The 20,122-nt window shown below is 30.3% G+C and carries 18 protein-coding genes and 1 riboswitch; of the genes, 10 read left to right on the plus strand and 8 right to left on the minus strand.

All coding sequences use genetic code 11. From position 1 onward, the window contains the following. Positions 1-33: 33 nt before the first annotated feature. Positions 34-1,380, minus strand: coding sequence for an MATE family efflux transporter (locus JOP69_RS01070; protein ID WP_203393717.1), 1,347 nt, complete (start codon positions 1,378-1,380; stop codon positions 34-36). 105 nt (positions 1,381-1,485) lie between these two features. On the opposite strand from JOP69_RS01070, the gene JOP69_RS01075 reads away from it, so the two are divergent. The 3 genes from JOP69_RS01075 to JOP69_RS01085 all read left to right on the plus strand — a co-directional run bounded on the left by JOP69_RS01075 (position 1,486) and on the right by JOP69_RS01085 (position 3,843). After that, positions 1,486-1,878, plus strand: a complete 393-nt coding sequence (locus tag JOP69_RS01075) for a thioesterase family protein (RefSeq protein WP_249989630.1) — start codon at positions 1,486-1,488, stop codon at positions 1,876-1,878. A 144-nt stretch (positions 1,879-2,022) separates the two neighbouring features. Beyond that, on the plus strand, positions 2,023-3,144 hold the full coding sequence (locus JOP69_RS01080) for a DEAD/DEAH box helicase (protein WP_203393719.1): 1,122 nt from the start codon (positions 2,023-2,025) through the stop codon (positions 3,142-3,144). A gap of 75 nt (positions 3,145-3,219) precedes the next feature. Further along, positions 3,220-3,843: a trimeric intracellular cation channel family protein gene (locus JOP69_RS01085; protein WP_203393720.1), complete on the plus strand. Its 624-nt coding sequence runs from the start codon at positions 3,220-3,222 to the stop codon at positions 3,841-3,843. Between the two features lie 137 nt (positions 3,844-3,980). Here JOP69_RS01085 and JOP69_RS01090 read toward each other — a convergent pair whose 3' ends face one another. The 5 genes from JOP69_RS01090 to JOP69_RS01110 form a co-directional block, all read right to left on the minus strand. Continuing rightward, on the minus strand, positions 3,981-4,415 hold the full coding sequence (locus JOP69_RS01090; RefSeq protein ID WP_203393721.1) for a hypothetical protein: 435 nt from the start codon (positions 4,413-4,415) through the stop codon (positions 3,981-3,983). A gap of 73 nt (positions 4,416-4,488) precedes the next feature. Beyond that, positions 4,489-5,889 carry a TolC family protein gene (locus JOP69_RS01095; protein WP_203393722.1) on the minus strand — a complete coding sequence of 467 codons (1,401 nt, stop codon included), beginning with the start codon at positions 5,887-5,889 and terminating at the stop codon, positions 4,489-4,491. Positions 5,890-5,917: 28 nt separating this feature from the next. Beyond that, on the minus strand, positions 5,918-7,270 hold the full coding sequence (locus JOP69_RS01100; protein WP_203393723.1) for an HlyD family secretion protein: 1,353 nt from the start codon (positions 7,268-7,270) through the stop codon (positions 5,918-5,920). Positions 7,271-7,276: 6 nt separating this feature from the next. Next, positions 7,277-8,941, minus strand: a complete 1,665-nt coding sequence (locus JOP69_RS01105; RefSeq protein WP_203393724.1) for a peptidase domain-containing ABC transporter — start codon at positions 8,939-8,941, stop codon at positions 7,277-7,279. 2 nt (positions 8,942-8,943) lie between these two features. Further along, positions 8,944-9,615, minus strand: a complete 672-nt coding sequence (locus tag JOP69_RS01110; protein WP_203393725.1) for a TetR/AcrR family transcriptional regulator — start codon at positions 9,613-9,615, stop codon at positions 8,944-8,946. A 419-nt stretch (positions 9,616-10,034) separates the two neighbouring features. Between JOP69_RS01110 and JOP69_RS01115 the strand changes: the two genes are divergently transcribed. The 3 genes from JOP69_RS01115 to JOP69_RS01125 all read left to right on the plus strand — a co-directional run bounded on the left by JOP69_RS01115 (position 10,035) and on the right by JOP69_RS01125 (position 14,092). Beyond that, the gene (locus JOP69_RS01115; RefSeq protein ID WP_203393726.1) at positions 10,035-10,487 is read left to right on the plus strand and encodes a cold-shock protein; all 453 of its coding nucleotides are present in this window, start codon (positions 10,035-10,037) and stop codon (positions 10,485-10,487) included. Positions 10,488-10,576: 89 nt separating this feature from the next. After that, the gene (locus JOP69_RS01120) at positions 10,577-11,392 is read left to right on the plus strand and encodes an AraC family transcriptional regulator (RefSeq protein ID WP_203393727.1); all 816 of its coding nucleotides are present in this window, start codon (positions 10,577-10,579) and stop codon (positions 11,390-11,392) included. Between the two features lie 186 nt (positions 11,393-11,578). Beyond that, positions 11,579-14,092 (plus strand): outer membrane beta-barrel protein, encoded by a 2,514-nt coding sequence (locus JOP69_RS01125; RefSeq protein ID WP_203393728.1) that lies wholly within the window; start codon positions 11,579-11,581, stop codon positions 14,090-14,092. A gap of 123 nt (positions 14,093-14,215) precedes the next feature. Here the strand turns inward: JOP69_RS01125 and JOP69_RS01130 are convergent, their stop codons facing one another. Together JOP69_RS01130 and aroB are read right to left on the minus strand one after the other, a co-directional pair. Continuing rightward, positions 14,216-14,944 (minus strand): hypothetical protein, encoded by a 729-nt coding sequence (locus tag JOP69_RS01130; RefSeq protein WP_203393729.1) that lies wholly within the window; start codon positions 14,942-14,944, stop codon positions 14,216-14,218. Between the two features lie 122 nt (positions 14,945-15,066). Beyond that, positions 15,067-16,125: a 3-dehydroquinate synthase gene (gene aroB / locus JOP69_RS01135; protein ID WP_203393730.1), complete on the minus strand. Its 1,059-nt coding sequence runs from the start codon at positions 16,123-16,125 to the stop codon at positions 15,067-15,069. Positions 16,126-16,213: 88 nt separating this feature from the next. Between aroB and JOP69_RS01140 the strand changes: the two genes are divergently transcribed. The 4 genes from JOP69_RS01140 to thiC all read left to right on the plus strand — a co-directional run bounded on the left by JOP69_RS01140 (position 16,214) and on the right by thiC (position 20,001). After that, positions 16,214-17,377 carry a proline dehydrogenase family protein gene (locus JOP69_RS01140; RefSeq protein ID WP_203393731.1) on the plus strand — a complete coding sequence of 388 codons (1,164 nt, stop codon included), beginning with the start codon at positions 16,214-16,216 and terminating at the stop codon, positions 17,375-17,377. Further along, a complete protein-coding gene (locus tag JOP69_RS01145) occupies positions 17,377-17,673 on the plus strand; it encodes an LETM1 domain-containing protein (RefSeq protein WP_203393732.1) in 297 nt (98 codons plus the stop codon). The genes JOP69_RS01140 and JOP69_RS01145 overlap by 1 nt, the downstream gene beginning before the upstream one ends. Before the next feature lie 71 nt (positions 17,674-17,744). Continuing rightward, positions 17,745-17,839: riboswitch (TPP riboswitch) on the plus strand. Positions 17,840-17,888: 49 nt separating this feature from the next. Beyond that, complete coding sequence (gene thiS / locus JOP69_RS01150; protein WP_203393733.1) at positions 17,889-18,092, plus strand: sulfur carrier protein ThiS; 204 nt, start codon at positions 17,889-17,891, stop codon at positions 18,090-18,092. Between the two features lie 49 nt (positions 18,093-18,141). Beyond that, positions 18,142-20,001 (plus strand): phosphomethylpyrimidine synthase ThiC, encoded by a 1,860-nt coding sequence (gene thiC / locus JOP69_RS01155; RefSeq protein WP_203393734.1) that lies wholly within the window; start codon positions 18,142-18,144, stop codon positions 19,999-20,001. Positions 20,002-20,122: the final 121 nt, after the last annotated feature.

Raw genomic sequence — 20,122 nt, forward strand, 5'->3', positions numbered from 1 at the left:
GCGTCATTCGGAATAACATCGGTATTCTCTTAACTAATCCGAGTGCTTCAAATTCTTATCAACTTCACGCTTTAAAACCAATATGGTAATAACAGTAGATAAAACATCAGCAATAGGAAAAGACCACCAAATACCACTAAGACCATAATACCTAGGTAAAAAATAAGCTAACGGAATTAAGAAAATTCCTTGTTTTAAAAGTGTTAAAAATAAAGCAGGCAATGCTTTTCCTGCTGCTTGAAAATAAGCGGAACCTATTAATTGCAAGGTAACAACAGGAGTCGCTAAAAATACAATTAGCATTGCATCTGGCGTTTTAGTAAGTAAAGTAGCATCATTGGTGAAAATCCAAATAACCTCTTCTTTAAAAAATAAGATGCAGATAAAGATAATGGTTCCTAAAACAGATCCATATAAAATAGCTTTTTTGATTGTTTCTTTAACTCTTTTATTTTTATTAGCACCAATATTATACCCTGCAACGGGCAAAAAACCTTGAGAAACTCCCATAACAGGAGAAAGAGCAAACATCATTACGCGGTTAATAATTCCAAAAATAGCTATCGATATTTCTCCTCCATATTTAAACAGAGAATAATTTAAAACAATCATTAATATACTTATTGCTCCTTGTCTAACTATAGAAACGCCTCCTAATTCTACAATTTCTCGAACAATATTAAAATCTAATTTAAAGTTTTTAGGAATAATTTTTAATTCACTTTTAGACGATAAAAAAAAGTATAAAATATACGAACCAGAACTCATAAAAGAAATCGTTGTTGCCAAACCTGCTCCCCACATTCCCCAGTTAAAATATTTGATAAATACAATATCTAAAACAATGTTTAATACGGCAGGAACCATCATTGCATACATTGCAAATTTCGGTTTTCCTTCTGCTCTAATGGTTGGGTTTCCCATCATAGCAAAGGCTAAAAATGGTACTCCGTAAATGATAACTCCAAAATATTCAGAGGCAATGGGTAAAATATCCCCTTTGGCACCAAATAAATTTAAAATAGGTACGCTAAAAAAGTTTCCGACAGTAACAAAAACGATTGCTAAAATAACGGTTAATGAAACTTGATTTCCAAAGGTTAAAAAAGCTTTTTCAGAATTGCCTGCACCTAACGCTCTAGAGATTATAGAGCTTCCTCCAATTCCTATTCCCATGCCAATAGAAGAAATTAGAAAAGCAATTGGTAGCACTACCGTAATTGCAGCAATGGCTAAAACACCAATCCATTGTCCCACAAAAATAGTATCGACAATCATATTTAAGGACATTACAAGAATTCCTATGGTAGCCGGAGCTGCTTGTTTAATTAATAATTTACTAATTTTTTGAGTTCCTAAGTCGTTTGCTAATTCTGTCATAATATTTTGCAAATATCGATATAAAGACTAAGTTTTGCATAAATCTACGCATCAATAATTGTTATATATATCATAAAATTTTTATGTTTGCTAAAATTGATAAAAGTGGAAAATGTTTTTACATTAACAATTACCGTTTCACCCGAAGATATAGACAATTTAGAGCATGTAAATAATTTGGTCTATGTAAAATGGATGGATAAAATAGCAACAACACATTGGGCTCATTTAACTAAAGACCACCCGCTACCACAGTATGTTTGGGTAGTAATGAGGCATGAAATAGATTATTTAAAACAAGCTAGTTTAGGAGATGTAATTACCGTAAAAACTTGGGTAGGAGAAACCAAAGGGATTACTTCTGTCCGTTTTATGGAGTTTTATAAAGAGGAAAAACTATTGGTAAAAGCCAAAACAGTTTGGGCAATGTTAGATTCTAAAACTTTTAAACCAGCTAGAATTAGAGAAAATGTTTTAAAAGTATTACAGCCTATATAATGATGTTTATTTAGCGACCAATTAACAAAATTTCCTTTCTTTATTATTAATTGTAGCGTTAATAATGATATACTTTTTTTTAATCCGTGCAAATTCGTGTAATTAGTGTCTATAAAGTATCTTTGCACAAAATTAAGATACAAAATGGCAACTTTTTCTTCCTTAGGAATTACCAAAGATTACATACAAGCAATTAAAGAATTAGGGATTACTACGCCTTCTGAAATTCAAGAAAAAGCGATACCAATTTTATTGGATTCGCCAACAGATTTTATTGGTTTAGCACAAACGGGTACAGGTAAAACGGCTGCTTTTGGTTTGCCAATCTTACATCATATAGATGCAAGTTCAGACAATATTCAAGCATTAATTTTATCGCCAACAAGAGAGTTGGTACAGCAAATAAAAAAGCAATTATTTAAGTTTACAAAGTTTAGTGAAGATAAAATATTTGTGGAAGCTGTTTTTGGTGGAGAAAAAATTGACAGACAAATGAATAATCTTAAGAGAACTACGCATATTGTTGTAGCAACTCCTGGTAGATTAATCGATTTAATAGAAAGAGGAAACATAGATATCAGTCATGTTAAAACAGTTGTTTTAGATGAAGCTGATGAAATGCTAAGTATGGGTTTTAAACAAGATTTAAATAGAATCTTAAAGTTTACTACTGAGGGAGACCGTAAAACATGGTTGTTTTCTGCTACAATGCCAGAAGAAATAAAAAGGATTGTAAAAACCTATATGGATTCTAATGCGCCTAGAGTAGAAATTAATAGAAGCTCTTTGGTAAATGCAAATATTCGTCATCATTTTGCTAAAACTACCATAAAAGAAAAAGCAGCAGATATTGTAACTTTCTTAGAAAAGAGACAAGACCAAAGAGGAATTATTTTCTGCAGAACAAAAGCAGGTGCGCAGAATTTAGCAGCATTTTTAATTGAAGAAGGTTTTTCTACTGCAGCTTTAGAAGGAGATATGCAACAAAAAGAACGCGATAAAGTAATGCGTGCTTTTAAGAAAGAAAATTTACAATATTTAGTTTCTACAGATGTTTCTGCACGTGGAATTGATGTTAGTGGTTTAGAATTTGTAATTCACCATCAATTACCAGAACAATTAGAATACTACACCCACAGAAGTGGTAGAACGGCAAGAGCAGGAAAAACAGGGGTTTCAATCGCTTTTATTTTACCTTCAGAAATTGTGAGAATTCATGAAATTCAGAAAGAATTAAATATTAAGTTTTCTGAAGTAACCGTATAACAAACTCTAAACCGAAGCCTTTTTAGTATAAAAACTTCGGTTTTAATACTAATCATTGTAATAAAATTGATGTAAATGGATTTCATTTATGTTTTAGATATTTTAGGAACCTTTGCTTTTGCAATTAGTGGAGCGTTGGTAGCATCTGATCAAAAGTTCGATTTATTTGGAGTCTTAATTATTGCCTTTGTAACTGCTGTTGGTGGCGGAATGTTACGCGATGTTTTAATAGATGCACATCCTATAAATTGGATTGGAGATTTAAATTATTTATACACTATTTTTATTGCCGTATTTTTAACTTTTCTTTTTAAAAGTAAAATAGCCTATTTAAGTAAAACCATGTTTTTATTTGATACCATTGGTATTAGTGTGTTTACTTTACTAGGTTTAGAGAAAGGACTAGAATTTAATTTACATCCAATTATTGCCTTGATAATGGGAATGATTTCGGCTGTTTTTGGAGGTGTTTTAAGAGATGTTTTAACAAATAAAATTCCGTTAATTTTTGAAAAAGAAATTTATGCTTCTGCTTGTTTAGCGGGTGGAATTACATATTTAATTTTAAATGAATTGAATGTACAAGAAAATATTATTTTTATTATTTCAGCTGCTGTAATTATTGTTATTAGAGGTGTTGCAGTCAAATTTCATTTACAGTTGCCTAAAATTAAAGACGATTTATTTGGAAAAAATTAAGAGATGAAGCCATAGAAATTAAAGGAAAAGAAAAACTAGCTTGTGCAGCAGAATTACTTGCTGCCTTTTTTGAATAAGAAAGAGTTGTCTAAAAGGTAAATATTTTTCTGTTCATACAAAGACGTATTTTTTATCTATTACGTTAAAATGCCATCATCTGCACATTTTTTAGAAAACCAAAATAGAAACACAGAAAATAGAGGAATCATAATTAACATAGTATAATCCATAGAACCATACAATTCTTTTCCAGGGTTCAAAAATGCATTATAAGTTGACTGCAGTAATACAGCGATTAATCCAATAAGGAAAAATGTTTTTGCTAATTTCTTCTTGAAGAATAAAAAAACACAAGCAAATACGGATGAAAATACTGCAATTGCAAAAGCAGCCATTACCCAAGAAGGTGTATTGTATATTAAATCTAATTGTTCTTCAGAATACATTAATTTAAAACGCTCGGTTTGGTATGCTTGATTTAAATAACCATGTACACCCATAGCACTCCAAATGAATCCAATAACAGCTATAATCCAAAAAGCTTTACTTGGTTTGTTTGGGTTCTTTTTCATACCTCCGTTTTAAGTTTTTTATCAATTTACTAAATGTACTAAAAAAGCTTGTATAACGTGAGGGTGCAAGGTTTTATTCTGCGATAGAAATAACAGTTGCTTTAAATAAACTTGCTTTGGTTTTAAAGAAAGTATTTTCTAAATCAATTGCTTTTAGTTTGGCTTCAATCAATTTAACCTCTCTATAATTAACTAAGAAAAGTGAGCTTTCTCCTAAGAAAAACTTACGATCTTCTGCTTTTAACATGGTTCCATAATCGTGAACAATATCCGTTGTTAAACTATTTTGTAAAACATAAGAAGCTAATTCTTGTTGAATAGCATTGACTTTGTTTTTAATAGCAATTTTTGCAACTTCGTTTTCAAATTTTTTGTCTTGAAGCTTAATTTTGGAAAGTTTAAAATCGCCTCTTTCTTTTCTTAGAAATAAAGGAACTTTAAAATTAATTCCTGCTTTATAGTTTTGTGTGTTTAAAGAGTTTATTTGATTTCCGTTTTCCGTTAAAAAATTATATTGAACATCTAATTTGGGAAGTAAATTATTCATTTTTAAATTTCTATCAATACGTAAGCTCTTTATTTTATATGCTAAAGATTTAATTTTAGGGTGGTTATTAATATCAAAATTTGCATTATTAAATAAAGCAATTTTAAAAGTTTTATCTATATTATTAATGGTGTTTATATCAGGAATAATAGTTTCTTGTAATTCTACAGGAGTGTTATCATTCAACCATAAAAAATTAGATAATTCTAAAGAAGATTTTACTAATTTAATTCTAGATTTCTCTAAATTTAGTTTTCTATTTTTTAATGTAATTCCGGCTTCTGTAGTATCTATAGCTGGTTTTTCTCCTTCTAAAAAAGCTATTTTGGTAGCTTTAAAACGAATTTGTGCATTGGTTAAAAACTCTTTATAAACGCTGTTTTGAAGATATGTTTTTAACCAATTAAAATAAGAAAGAGAGGCATTGTATACTATTTCATTCACCAGAATCTGTTGGTCTTCTTTTGCTTGGTTTAAAAAGTATTTAGCTTGTTTTAAAGAAGCCATTCTTGTATTTATTAAAAGACCTTTTAATAAAGAAACAGAAATCCCTGCACTATATAAACCATTTTCAGGAACTGTGTTTTCCGGATTTAAATAATATCCATCATTGTTTTCAAAATTTGCTTTAAACTCAATTCCGTAATACGTTGGTATTTTAAAAGCAGCATTTAATTTATTGTAATACTCTTTTTCTTTAAACTGTTTTTTATTAAAATCTATTTCAATTTTTGGATCAAAAGCACCTCTAGCTTTCAGTAATTTAGCTTCACTTTCATTGATAACAAGATTCGCTTGTTTTACAATTGGATGATAGTTTTTTACATAACCTAAGTATTCCGACAGTGTCATTACAGAAGTTACATTTTCTTGTGCAAAATACCCAGAAGTAAAAAATAAGAAGGATATTAAAATATATTTTTTCATAATAATGTGTCGAATAAACAAATTGATATTATTTTTTCTTAGTATCACTTTTTGTTCCTTTTGGTTGATAATAGTTAGGAGGGAAGCTGTTTAATTGTCTCCAAATTTCAAAATAAATAGGTACATCTTCTAAAAGTGCAATTGTTTTAGCTCCAGAACCAATTCTAATGGCTTCTGGCCAATTATCTGCTGTAGTATCAGGAGCAAGTAAAACTCTATATTTACCATTACTACTAATAAAATTTTCTATAGCAATAACTGTTGCACCATAGGTTCCGTAAGACGCATTAGGCCAACCACTAAATACAATTGCTGGCCAACCATCAAACTGAATACGCATTTTTTCGCCTATATGTAATAAAGGTAAGTCAATTGGTCTTACAAAGGTTTCTACTGCTAAATCGTACTTTTCTGGCATAATACCAACAAGATCTTCTCCTTCTTTAAAAGTACCTCCAATTCCGCCTTTTATAGCTTTATTTATAAAGCCATTTTGTGGTGCCGTAATAAATAATAAACTATTTCTAACACTATAATTACTTCTACTATTTTCTAATTTAGATACTTGTGCTTTGGCATCAAAACCACTTGATTGTGCAGTATACATATCACTTTGTGATTTAGAAATTTTATCGGTATAGGTTGCATTTATTCTAGATAACTCTAGTTTTGCATTTAAAATATTGTTTCTACTTGCCAATAATTTATTTTCTTGTGAAATTAATTTAGCTTGTGTAGCCTGCAGTTTTATTCTTTTTTCCTCAACATCTTTAACTGCCTTTAATCCTTCTTCTTGCAATGTTTTTGTTCTGTTGTATTGTGTTTCTGCAATTGTAATATTGGTCTTAGCGGCTTCAAAATCGATACTATCACTTTTTACCTTTAATTTAGATTGTAATAATTTATTTTTTGTCTGCTCCATTTTTAGTTTCTGTTCTTGTTTAAGAGCATTAACTTGTCTTTTTAAAGCAGCTACTTTACCTTGGTATGCATCTACGGAAGAGGATTTTGCATTAATTTGATCGCTTGTTCTTTCAATTAAACGATTGTCAAAATAATCACTTTTAACTTCAGAAATCCTTAAAATAGTATCTCCTTTTTTTACAAAGTCTCCTTCTGTTACAAACCATTCTTCTATTCTACCAGGAATTTGAGATTGAATTGTTTGTGGTCTTTGGTTTGGTGTTAAAGTGGTTACTAAACCTTGGCCAGTTATATTTTGTGTCCAAGGTAAAAAGAGCGCAATAAAACCTATAATAGCAAACGCCAAAAGAAATTTATTAAAAGCCTTGTAGTATTTTTTTGTAAAAATATTCTTGCCAGATTTAAACGCTGTTAAATCAACAGTTTTGTGTAATTGGTTGTTAGATATATTTAACATCGTTCCTTATTTTATTGATTTAATTTCACCTTTTTCTAACGTAATTGTTTCATTACATTGAATTCTCCAGCTCTTTTTACTACTCGCTACAATTAAAGCCCAAGGTCTTTTTACATCTGTTAAATAGTTAATGATACGAACTGTTTCTTCTAAATTAAATTGATCTAAAGGGTCTTCTAAGATCATTATTTTAGGTTGTTTAATAATGGCTCTTGCTAAAATTAATTTCTTAGCAATGGTATAAGACATTTGTTTTCCTTCGGGATATAAAACAGTTTCTAACCCCTTAGGTTGTTCTTTTAAGAACTGTGTTAAACCAACAATTTCTAAAGCATCATATATAATATCATCTTTAATATTTTTATCACCAAAAACTAAATTGTTTCTAATACTGCCCTCAAATGGTGTTTCGTCTGATAAGGATAAACCTAATTGAGACCGATAATGATTTAGGTGTAGGCTGGTTAATGATAAATTATTGATATAAATATTACCAGCAATTGGCTCTATCACTCCAGAGATTAAACGTAATAAAGTAGACTTACCTGCACCACTTTCTCCCATTACTAAAATTCTACTTTTTGGTTTTAGGGTGAGTGAAATATTTTTAATAATGTGTTTTTCTCTATTTTCTACGCCAAAAGAAACACCATCTAATTCAACCGTTAGGCCTTCTTTAAAGATAGGTCTTTCTCCTTCTTGAGGTTCTAGCTCTTTGTCTACAACTTGGCCAATTTTTTCTATGGATGTTAGTACGTCATAAAAAGACTCTAAACCTATAATTAGTTTTTCTACAGACTGAATTACCAAAAGAATAATGATTTCTGCAGCAACAAATTGTCCAATATTCATTTCCTGATTTAAAACCAAAGCACCACCAATTAGTAATAAACTAGCAGTTACAATTACCTTAAAACCTATCATTTGAATAAACTGTAACATTAATATTTTAAAATGATTTTCTCTTGCATCTAAATATTGACTCACTAAGTCATCATTTTTCTGAAGGGCTAAACTAGTGTTACCAGATAATTTAAAACTAACTACGGTTCTTGCAACTTCTTGTATCCAATGGGCTACTTTGTACTTTTTTTTAGATTCTATTAAACTAGTTTCTAATCCTTTTTGAGCCGTAAATTTAAAAACGATATAAATTAAAAGTAATAACAGAATACCAAATACAATAAAAAAAGAATGGTAAAATGATAACAAAATCAATGCAAAAATAATTTGCAGAAGTGCTGTGGGTACATCAATTAATATTTTAGACAATCCTTTTTGTATGGTTATTGTATCAAAAAAACGGTTGGCTAATTCTGGAGGATAATTATCACGCAGTTCATTCATTTTAATTTTTGGAAAACGAAAACTTAGTTCAAAAGAAGCTCGTGTAAAAATTCTTTGTTGAATGGTTTCTATAATTCTTAATTGCATTAATTGCAATGCCCCAGAAAAAATAACACCAATGGTTACTATAATTACTAACACCACCCAAGAAGTAGAGATTTGAGCACCCTGTATTAAATTTATAATTGCCTGAATACCTAAGGGTAGCGACAAAGCTACAATACCACCAAAGATTGCGTAATAAAATATTTGAAAGATGTCTTTTCTTTCTAGTTCTAATAAACCAACAAATCTTTGCCACGGAGTTAATTGTTTGTTTGCCATATTTATTTGATTGTATTTTTAACTAAATGAATAAAAAAATTATTGGGTGTTTCTCTGGGGTTACTGTTGGTAATTAAAGGAAAATGTTCTTTAAGAAACTGTTGATGTAAATTACCTTCTATTACGGTACTGGCTAAGCTTAATGCAAAAGGGTATTTATTATTAACATCCAATATCATATGGCTAATTCTTGTAATTATTCTCTTGTAAACCTCAAAATATCCTTCTAAATTATCTGTATCTACTTCTTTTGTTAAAAAAGATTTAGAACTTTCATTGATAATAATCTTGTATAAGAGGGTTTCGTTTATATGTAAAAAATTAGTGTCTTCTTTTATAGTTCTTGTAATTACATGTATTGCTTTTTCTAATTTTTCATTATTATTAGAAATACTAAAAGTTTCAAGAACTAATTGATACTCTAGCCATGCCCAATACCAGGAGGATAGATATAAAAGTAGCTTATGTTTACTCTCAAAATATCTATAAATAGAACTCTCATTAGAACCTATTTTAGTACCTAACTTTTTAAAGTTATAAGCTTCAAAACCAATTTCATGAATCAATATAATACTATGCTCTATAATTTTCTTCCCTAAAACCGAAGTTTCTGGGTCTTTGATAAAAATTTTATCGGGTACAGATATTTTTAAGAATGATAATAAATTTTTCATAATAAATTTTACATTGCAAATATAATAGTATTACTATTATAAAAGTATGTTTTACTATTTTTTTATTAGTCAGTAGAAAAACTTTATTAAAATTAGATTCGGTTTTCAATCAATTTGAAAGAAGAAAATAAAGGAGTAACAGGTAATTCTTAGTATATAGTAACTTAATTTTTTTTATGATGATGTTAATTTTAGTGGTATTTGCTTTCTTGTCTTTTTCTATGTTGATGATTTTACTAAATAAATCTTTCTTAAACGTCTAACAATTTTGAAAACTTTTAAATTTGTCGTATCTTTGCGCCACTAAGAAAAAATACACTCCTCTAAATACACTAGTTAGCGTTAGTTTGATTTCGAATTTCCAGTCAGGTATTTTCTCTTTTCAGAAATATTAATTTAAAAAAACTCTTATATTTTTAATGGCAAAATCGCAGCAAACCTTTAGTAAAAGTGAAAAAGAAAAAAAACGTTTAAAAAAACGTTTAGATAAGCAAAAGAAAATGGACGCTAGAAAAGCGAACAAAGATGAAAATGGATCAACAGGTATCCAATTTGCTTATGTAGATCATAATGGAAATTTAACAGATACTCCACCAGATCCAGATTTAAAAGTTGAATATGAATTGGAAGATATTCAGATTTCAGTAACCAAAAAAGAAGATTTACCAGAAGAAGATCCTGTAAGAAAAGGAAAAGTTTCTTTCTTTGATTCTTCTAAAGGTTTTGGTTTTATTATCGACTTAGAAAATAACGAAAAATATTTTACACACGTAAGTGGTTTAATAGATGAAATTGCAGAAAACGACAAAGTTTCTTTCGAATTAGAAAGAGGAATGCGTGGTATGAATGCAGTAAAAGTTAAAAAAGTTTAATACTTTACTAACTTTATAAAAAATGAATCCTTCTGAAAAGAAGGATTTTTTTTTGTAGTATTTTTATAACTGATTAAAAAAATATGTTGATGACGGATAAAATTGATACCTATAATAAAATATCGGAATACAATGACATTAAAATAGAAGAGTTTGATGTTACAAAACGTTACACTAAACCTCATAAGCACAATAAGTATTTAGAAATTGTTTATTTTATAAAAGGGGCAGGTTTTCATCATGTAGATTTAAAGAGTTATAAAATAAAACCAGCAACGGTTTTTGTGATTAAAAGAGATGAAGTGCATCATTGGGAAATAACAACCAAACCAAAAGGGTATGTAATTATTATTAAAGAAGACTTTTTACAAAAAACCTTAGATAAATTTATAAATTATCAGCTTTTAAAATTACAGCATAAGTCCAAAATAAAATTAACTAAAAAAGATATTTCATTAAATGCTCTTTTTAAATCATTGGCTTGGGAAAAGAAGCAAGAAGTTGTAAATAGAGAAGCTATAGAAGGTGGTTTAAAAGCTTTGTTTTCTAAGTTAGTGGCGTATGCTCAAGTAAAAAAAGTAGAAAGTACAGACTTAGTATTACTTTTTACTAATATTTTATCTCATACATTAAAAAACAATGTAAACTTTTATGCCGAGAATTTAAATACTACGTCTCAAAATTTAAATGCAATTTGTAGAAAAGAATATGCTAAGTCTGCTTCAGATATAATTGCAGATCACATTATTAAAGAGGTTAAAAGGCGTTTATTATATACTAATGAGGCAATTAGCGATATTGCCTACAGTTTAGAATTTAAAGACACTTCTCATTTCACCAAATATTTTAAGCGTTATGTGGGTGAGACTCCCAAGCAGTTTAAATTACAAAACAAAACTACTTAGACCGCTAAATTTTCAAATAGACCATTTTAAAACTAAATTCTAAAGTATTTTTGTAAGAAATTATTAAGGATAATATCTAGATGATTTTTTGAATAAAAACCAAATCAATTAAACCTTTTTCATTTATTTAGTCTAACCACTTAATAATTATTTAACCAATATTATAACTTAGAAAAACTCATTTCAATGAATTTAAAAAAATGTACATTTTTATTACTGACGCTTATTATAAGTCAGTTTGCAACCGCTCAATTAACAGGGGAAATTATTGATGCAGAAGACAATTATCCGTTAGAATATGCAACATTAGCTTTGTATCAAACAAATAATAAAACACTTGTAACCGGTGTTGTAACAGATAATAAGGGGAGGTTTTCTATAGGAAATATAAAACCAGGAAATTATTATTTAGAAGCTTCTTTTATTGGCTATAAAGTAAATAAAATTGCTTCTTTTAATCTTAAGAATAGAAGTGAAAAAAAAGATATAGGAACTATTAAATTAGTTTTAGGCTCAGGAAATGAGTTGAATGAAGTCGTTGTAAGATCGGAAAAAGCGGCAGTGGTGCATAAGATTGATAGACAGGTTTTTGATACTAAGAAATACCAAAGTACTGTTGGAGGTAATGCCGTAGATGTGGTTAAAAATTTACCTTCTATCACTGTAGATGGTTTAGGAGATATTAGTGTAAGAGGTAGTAAAGGTTTTACGGTTTTAATCAATGGAAAACCAACGCAAGGTGATGCAAGTTCAATTTTAGCGCAATTACCTGCAAATGCTTTAGAAAGTGTAGAGTTAATTACAGCGCCTTCTGCCAAATATGATCCTGAAGGAAAAGGTGGAATTTTAAATATTATCACTAAAAAAGGAGCCATTAACGGAACTTTTGCACAGATTAATGTTCGTGGCGGATTTCCTTCTATAGAAGAATATGACACTAAAAAAGCAGCTCAAAGATATGGAATAGACGCAACTGTTAATAAAAGAACAGATAATTGGAATATTTCTGTAGGTGCTAGTTACCAAAGAAATGATAAAACGGGTAGAAGAGAAGGAGAAATGTTTATTATAAATACTCCAGAAAATAAAACTACTTTTTTACCTTCGGATGGTGAACGTAGTTTTGATGAGATTACTTACAACGGTCGTTTTAATGTAGATTACACTCCAAATGAAAAAGACACCTATTCTATTGGTCTTTTTGCAGGTAAGCGTACTAAAGAGCGTTTAGCAGATATTGTGTATTTTGATAATCATGCAGTATCTCCAATAGGTACAGATAATCGTCAATATACTTTTACATATTACAATCACAATTTAAGAATTAGAAAAGGAGATTTTGCTTTAGGTAGTTTTGATTATTCACATAAATTTGATAATGCTTCAAAATTATCGGCTTCTATTTTATATGAATATACTTTTTTAGGAGGACCAACAGAAAATGACAATTTAGGAAACCCAGATAATACGATAGTATATCAACAAGAATACAATACCAACGATAATCCATTATACGGAACACGTTTTAATTTAGATTACCAATGGAAACCTTTTTCTTTTGGAACTTTAGAAACAGGATATCAATATAGAGATTTAGACCATACAGGGAAGTTTGTGTATGAAAGAGACGGAGTTCTTGTACCAGAATTTTCTAGTGATGTAAGCTTAAAAAGAACCATTCATTCTGGTTATGCACAGGTAACAGGTTCTAAAAGTAAATGGGATTATAATGCTGGAGTTCGTTTAGAATCTATGGATAGAGTGTATAAAGAGGCTTTAAGGAGTGAAGCAAATGAAAATGTATATGATTATGATTTTGTTAAGTTGTTTCCTTCAGCATCTTTGCAATATAAGATTAATGACAAAACGAATATAAAAACAGCTTATAGTAAAAGAGTAGAAAGAACTACAACTTTTAAAATGAACAGTTTTGCCGAACGTGAGCATTCAGAGGTTTTTGAACAAGGAGATAACACGTTATTGCCAGAATTTATAGATTTAGTAGAATTAGGAATTACTAAAAAATTAGAAAAAGGAAACTCTGTGTATGCAACGGCTTATTTTAGACATGTAGATAATGTTATTAACCGTGTAAATACGTTGGCTTACGAGCAAAGTGGAGCAATAATAGATAGTGTAATTAATAGAGTGTTTTCTAACGTAGGTAAAAGTAATGCAATTGGTTTAGAAATTGGAGCTACTATTAAACCAACAGAAAATTGGACCAACTCGTTTGGTGCCAATGTGTATAATTATGCCATTGATGGTGTTTTAAAATTTAAACACAGAGACGGAATTAATAGACAATATGATGTTGATTCTAAATCTACCATTTATTCTTTTAATTTAAATTCTACCTATAATTTCTGGGAAAATGCTTCTTTACAATTTACCTTTAATTATTTGTCTGATAGAAATACAGCGATGGGAGAAGATTCTCGTTTTTACTCTCCGAATTTAACTTTTAGAAAAAAGTTTATGGATGATAAGTTAACAGCTACTTTACAATGGCAAAATATGGATATGGGCTTGTTAAATACGAATGAGCAGCGTATATCAACATCTGGAAGTAATTTTTATACGAGTACAAACTATAAATATGAAGTAGATATGGTTTCTTTAAATCTATCTTATACTTTTAATGCGGCTAAAAATAAATCTAAATTTATTGAAAGTGAATTTGGTAAGAAAGAATTTTAAAGTGTAGATTATATATATTTTCAGCCCCTTCAGGTTTTTTATATCTGAAGGGGCTTTTTTCTTAAAGTTATTTTATAAAGCTATTAAGTGTTTCAACGTAATTAAAATCAGAATAAAAGATGTTTAGTCTTTATTTTCTTTACGATTTTTTCTACGGATTCTTTCAGTCCTTCTCTTATTCCAAATCTCTTTAATAGCACTCTTTTTTTGATCTCTAACACTTTTAATTTTAAGCCCTTTTAAACTATAGGTTTCTTCTGGTAGTTTATGATAGCTTATTTGGGTAGCAGTAACAGTGTATGTGCCTAGTTTACTGTCTTCATCAAAATATTTTAACAAAAAACCATCAACATAAAAGTCGTTTACAAAACCTAAGCCAATATCATTTGTAGTGATTATTTCTCTTGTAAATGTCTCTTTACTTTTATTATTGATAAGGATAAGATTGTAAACATTCGTATTAAAGTTTAATAGTTTTTCTTGTTCGTTATCTAATTTGTTTAGTGTTTTTTCTAGCGGTCTAAAGTTACTAGCAGAAGCAATTTTAAGATGGACACTTTTATAACAATCATATTTTATCTCTTTATTATAATCAAATAGCACAAAAGTTTCAGCATCAAAAGTGTTTCTAATTGTTTTCTCTATGAGTTTATCTTTATTAAAAATAACAATAATTTCTTTAATTAAATGAGGTGAGTTTTGTTGTCTTATGCTGAGCTTATTGTCGTATTCTACTTTGTAAGTAATAATTACATCATTTAATATATCTGTATGATTTGGATGTCTCCATTGAGATTTTGCAGAAAAAAATGAACAAAAAAAGGAAATTAAGATGTAGGTTTTTTTATTCATATCCAATTGTACTAATAAAATATAAATATAGTAAATTAAAAAGACCTTTCAATTTTTTAAGTTGAAAGGTCTTTTTAATATCTTGGTTCTTGTTTCTAAAAGCGAAGCAATCTCTAATAGTCTTATTTATTATAAAACTCCATACTTTCAATAATCAAATCTTCGGGTACTTTACAGTCAATTTTGTAATCTTGATAATCGTTTAATAACACAAAATTTACTTGTCCGTTTACGTTTTTCTTATCGTGTTTTAGCAATTCCATTATGTCAGAGAAATCTTCTTTCAAAAGATTTACTTTGTTATAAATAGATAAAACAACCTCTTTAACTTCGCTTACTTTTTCAGTAGGAAAACCTAATAATTTAGATGACATAAAACATTCACAAACCATTCCAATAGCAATAGCTTCACCATGAGTTAGGTTTTCTTTGTCTTCAGATTCTAGGTAAAAAGACTCAATTGCATGCCCTAACGTATGACCGAAATTTAAAATTTTACGTAAGCTTTGTTCCTTCGGATCTTGTAATACAACTTCATTTTTTATTTCTATAGAGCGATGTATTAAATCACTTATAACTAAGTTTTTATTGTTTTTTATTTCTTTAAAAAGTTTAAGATCGTATGTAATGCCGTATTTAAGAATTTCTGCGGTTCCAGATTTAATTTCTCTAGCAGAAACGGTTGTTAAATAATCAGTATCTACAATTACCATTTCTGGGTTTGCAAACAATCCAATTTGGTTTTTTAGCACGCCTAAATCAACTCCGGTTTTTCCTCCAACAGAAGCATCAACCATAGATAATAATGTTGTTGGTATGTTTACAAAGGCTATTCCACGTTTAAAACAAGAAGCAACAAAACCTCCTAAATCTGTAATAACACCGCCACCTAAAGTAATCAGTAAACTTTTTCTATCACCACCTAATTCGGTAATTGCATTCCAAACTCCAATACAAGTTTCTATGTTTTTATTGATCTCTCCAGACTCAATTTCTATCACTTCAATGCGTTTGTCTGTTTCTAAATTTCTAATAAATTTAGGATAACAATGCTCCATTGTATTTTCATCTACCAAAATAAAAAGTGTAGAATAGTTGTTTTTTGCAATTAAACTAGAAAGTTCTTTGTATGCTTTGTCCTGAAAATTAACAGGATATGTTACTGCTTGAATCGATTTCATTGGTAAATTATTAAGTGTGCAAATTAAAAATAATTTATTCAATTATTGCCATTCAAATACTATATTTGTTTTACTAAATCGATGTAGTATGAATATTTTTGACAATACCCAAGTTGCCTTTTCTTTAAAGTCAGATTCTCAATTAGAAAGAGCTTATTTTTTGTTTAGAATGATACAGAATGAACCTATGGTAAGAATAGGTTCTGCGGTAACTAATTTTGCATTAAAAGTACATTTACCGGTAGAAGGCTTAATCCGTTCTACTGTTTTCGATCATTTTTGTGGAGGCGTAACTGAAGAAGATTGTATGCCTATTATAGACAATATGTACAACAATGGTAATGTACATAGTGTGTTAGATTATTCAGTAGAAGGGCAAGACCAAGAAGTTAGTTTTGATGGTGCTTTAGAAAAAATATTAAAAATTATTAATTTTTGTGAAGAAAAAGAATCTATTCCCTATGCTGTTTTTAAGCCATCTGGGTTTGGTCGTTTTGAATTGTATCAAAAAATATCCGAAGAAAAAACCTTAACTCAAAAAGAGGAAGAAGAATGGAATAGAGTAGTGGCTCGTTTTCATAAAGTATGTGATGTTGCCTTTAAAAAAGATGTTCCCTTATTAATTGATGCAGAAGAAAGCTGGATGCAAAAAGCTGCAGACGAATTAATAGAAGAGTTAATGGAGATTTATAACAAAGAAAAAGCCATCGTGTTTAATACATTACAAATGTATAAACACGACAGAATGGACTATCTAAAAACATTGCATGCCAAAGCAAAAGAGAAAGGTTTTTATATAGGAATGAAAGTTGTTAGAGGTGCTTATATGGAAAAAGAACGTGAAAGAGCTGAAGAAAAAGGATATCCTTCTCCAATTTGTAAAGACAAACAAGCTACAGATTTAAATTATGATACCTGTATAAAATACATGATGGATCATCCAAAAATGGCTTTATTTGCAGGGACTCATAATGAGGAGAGCTCTTATTTGTTAATGGATTTAGCAAAAAAACACGGCATTAAAGAAAATGACAACCGCCTTTGGTTTGGACAATTATTTGGTATGAGCGATCATATTAGTTACAACTTGGCAAACCAAGGGTATAATGTAGCCAAATATTTGCCTTTTGGTCCTGTTAGAGATGTGATGCCGTATTTAATACGAAGAGCAGAAGAAAACACTTCTGTAGCCGGACAAACAAGTAGAGAGTTAAATCTGTTAAAAACGGAAAGAAAGAGAAGAAAATTATAATGACGAGCGTTGAAGAAATAAAATTATTAATTTATAGAAATAAGTTAAGGCTTGCCCAAGAATTAAGGCAAAGTAAGGAAGCTGTTTTTTTAATAAAAAAAGCTACATATTCTAATTTAACACCGGTAGAAAAAGAGAAAATTAAAATACAGTTATTAGATATTTGTAAAGCAGTGCCTTCATTAGCTGTGTTTTTATTACCAGGTGGGGCTTTGTTATTACCGCTTTTAATAAAATTAATTCCAGATATTTTACCATCGGCATTTCAAGATGATTTGCCAGAAGATAAAAAATAGGCGCTTAAAATTCTTTTAAATTAAAGTGCTTAAAACTTTATTTATCAAAAAATAATACAATACATTTGTAGAGTAAACTTTAGGAGTAGCTATTAAATTAGTTTGAGAAAAATCCTTAGAACCTGATTTGGTTAATACCAACGTAGGAAAAAGTTGCTTAGATTTAGTTATACAAAAACTACCTCTCTACGGTTTACAGTAAATATTTAAAAAATATGATTACTATAAAAGTAAACCAAGAAAATCATCAATTTTCAGACAATTTAGCATTAGAACAATTAATTCGTTTTTTAGAAATAAAAACGAACGGAATTGCTGTTGCTATAAATGGTAGTGTCGTTAAAAAAAGCGATTGGTCTTTACGGTTACTTCAAAATAGTGATGAAGTTTTAATTATTAAATCCACCCAAGGTGGTTAGTAATTAGACTATTAAAAAACAAACTATTTAATTGATCTAACTAAAATTTATGAAGAGCAAAGACACTGCACCAAAACAAGACGGAATTACAAGACATCCGTTTCCTAATTCTACAAAAGTATATGTAGCAGGGAAAATTCATCCACAGATAAAAGTTGCCATGCGAGAAATTGCATTGAGTGATACAACAGATTCTATGACGAAAAAGAAAACGCCAAACGAACCTGTTACCGTCTATGATACTTCTGGTCCATATACAGACCCAAATAAAGAAATCAATATCCATGCAGGGATAGAAAGAATTCGTGAACAATGGATTTTAGAAAGAAGAAATGTAGAGCAATTAGATGCTTTTTCTTCGGAATATTGCAACGAGCGTTTAAACGATAAGAGTTTAGACCACATGCGTTTTGCCTTGTTAAAAAAGCCTTTAAGAGCAAAAAAAGGACAAAATGTTACCCAATTGCACTATGCAAAACAAGGTATGATTACGCCAGAAATGGAATACATCGCTATTCGAGAAAACCAACGAATCGATGAAATGACGGAGATTAGAAAGCAACACAAAGGAGAACACTTTGGCGCTTCTATTCCAGATAAAATTACACCAGAATTTGTACGAAGCGAAGTAGCAAGAGGGCGTGCTGTAATTCCTTCAAATATCAACCACCCAGAAGCAGAACCTATGATTTTAGGGAGAAACTTCTTAGTAAAAATTAACGCAAACATTGGTAATTCTGCCGTAACATCTTCGATAGAAGAAGAAGTAGAAAAAGCAGTTTGGGCGTGTCGTTGGGGTGCAGATAATATTATGGATTTATCTACCGGAGAAAATATTCACGAAACGCGTGAGTGGATTGTTCGTAATTCTCCAGTACCAGTTGGTACGGTACCAATTTACCAAGCTTTAGAAAAAGTAAACGGAGTTGCAGAAGATTTAACGTGGGAGATTTTTAAAGATACTTTAATAGAACAAGCAGAGCAAGGAGTCGATTATTTTACCATTCACGCAGGTGTTTTGTTACGTTACATACCAATGACAGCAAAACGTGTTACCGGAATCGTTTCTCGTGGAGGTTCAATTATGGCAAAATGGTGTTTGGCGCATCATAAAGAGAGTTTTTTATACACTCATTTCGAAGATATTTGCGAAATTTTAAAACAATACGATGTTGCTTTTTCTTTAGGAGACGGTTTGCGTCCGGGATCTGTTGCTGATGCAAATGACGAAGCGCAATTTGCCGAATTGGAAACTTTGGGCGAGTTAACTCAGATTGCTCGTAAGCACGAAGTTCAGTGTTTTATAGAAGGACCAGGTCACGTGCCAATGCACATGATTAAAGAAAATATGGAGAAGCAGATTGATGTTTGCGACGAAGCGCCTTTTTACACGTTAGGGCCTTTAACAACAGACATTGCACCAGGTTACGATCATATTACATCTGGTATCGGAGCCGCTATGATTGGTTGGTTTGGTTGCGCTATGTTGTGTTACGTTACGCCAAAAGAGCACTTAGGTTTACCTAATAAAGAAGACGTTCGTGTTGGTGTGGTTACTTACAAATTGGCAGCCCATGCTGCCGATTTAGCAAAAGGGCATCCAGGTTCTCAGCACCGAGATAACGCATTAAGTATGGCGCGTTTTGAGTTCCGTTGGAATGATCAATTCAATTTAGGATTAGATCCTGAGCGTGCTTTAGAGTACCACGATGAGACGTTGCCTGCAGATGGTGCAAAGGTGGCGCATTTCTGTTCTATGTGCGGACCGAAATTCTGTTCTATGAAAATTTCTCAAGAAGTGAGAGATTTTGCAGCCGAAAATGACATTGTAGACAACGAGGTGATTGCAAAAGGAATGCAAGAAAAATCTAAGGAGTTTAAGGAAAAAGGATCGGAAGTGTATTTATAAAATAATTAGGAAGTTCCCACGCTTAGAAAAAAGCGTGGGCGGGCTTTCCGTTATATCTTTTGCTGAAAAAGCAAAAGGATGCCACTGCAATCCCTAACTCAAAAACCAAAGCAACTGTAAT

The organism is Polaribacter sp. Q13, assembly GCF_016858305.2.
Taxonomy (GTDB): domain Bacteria; phylum Bacteroidota; class Bacteroidia; order Flavobacteriales; family Flavobacteriaceae; genus Polaribacter.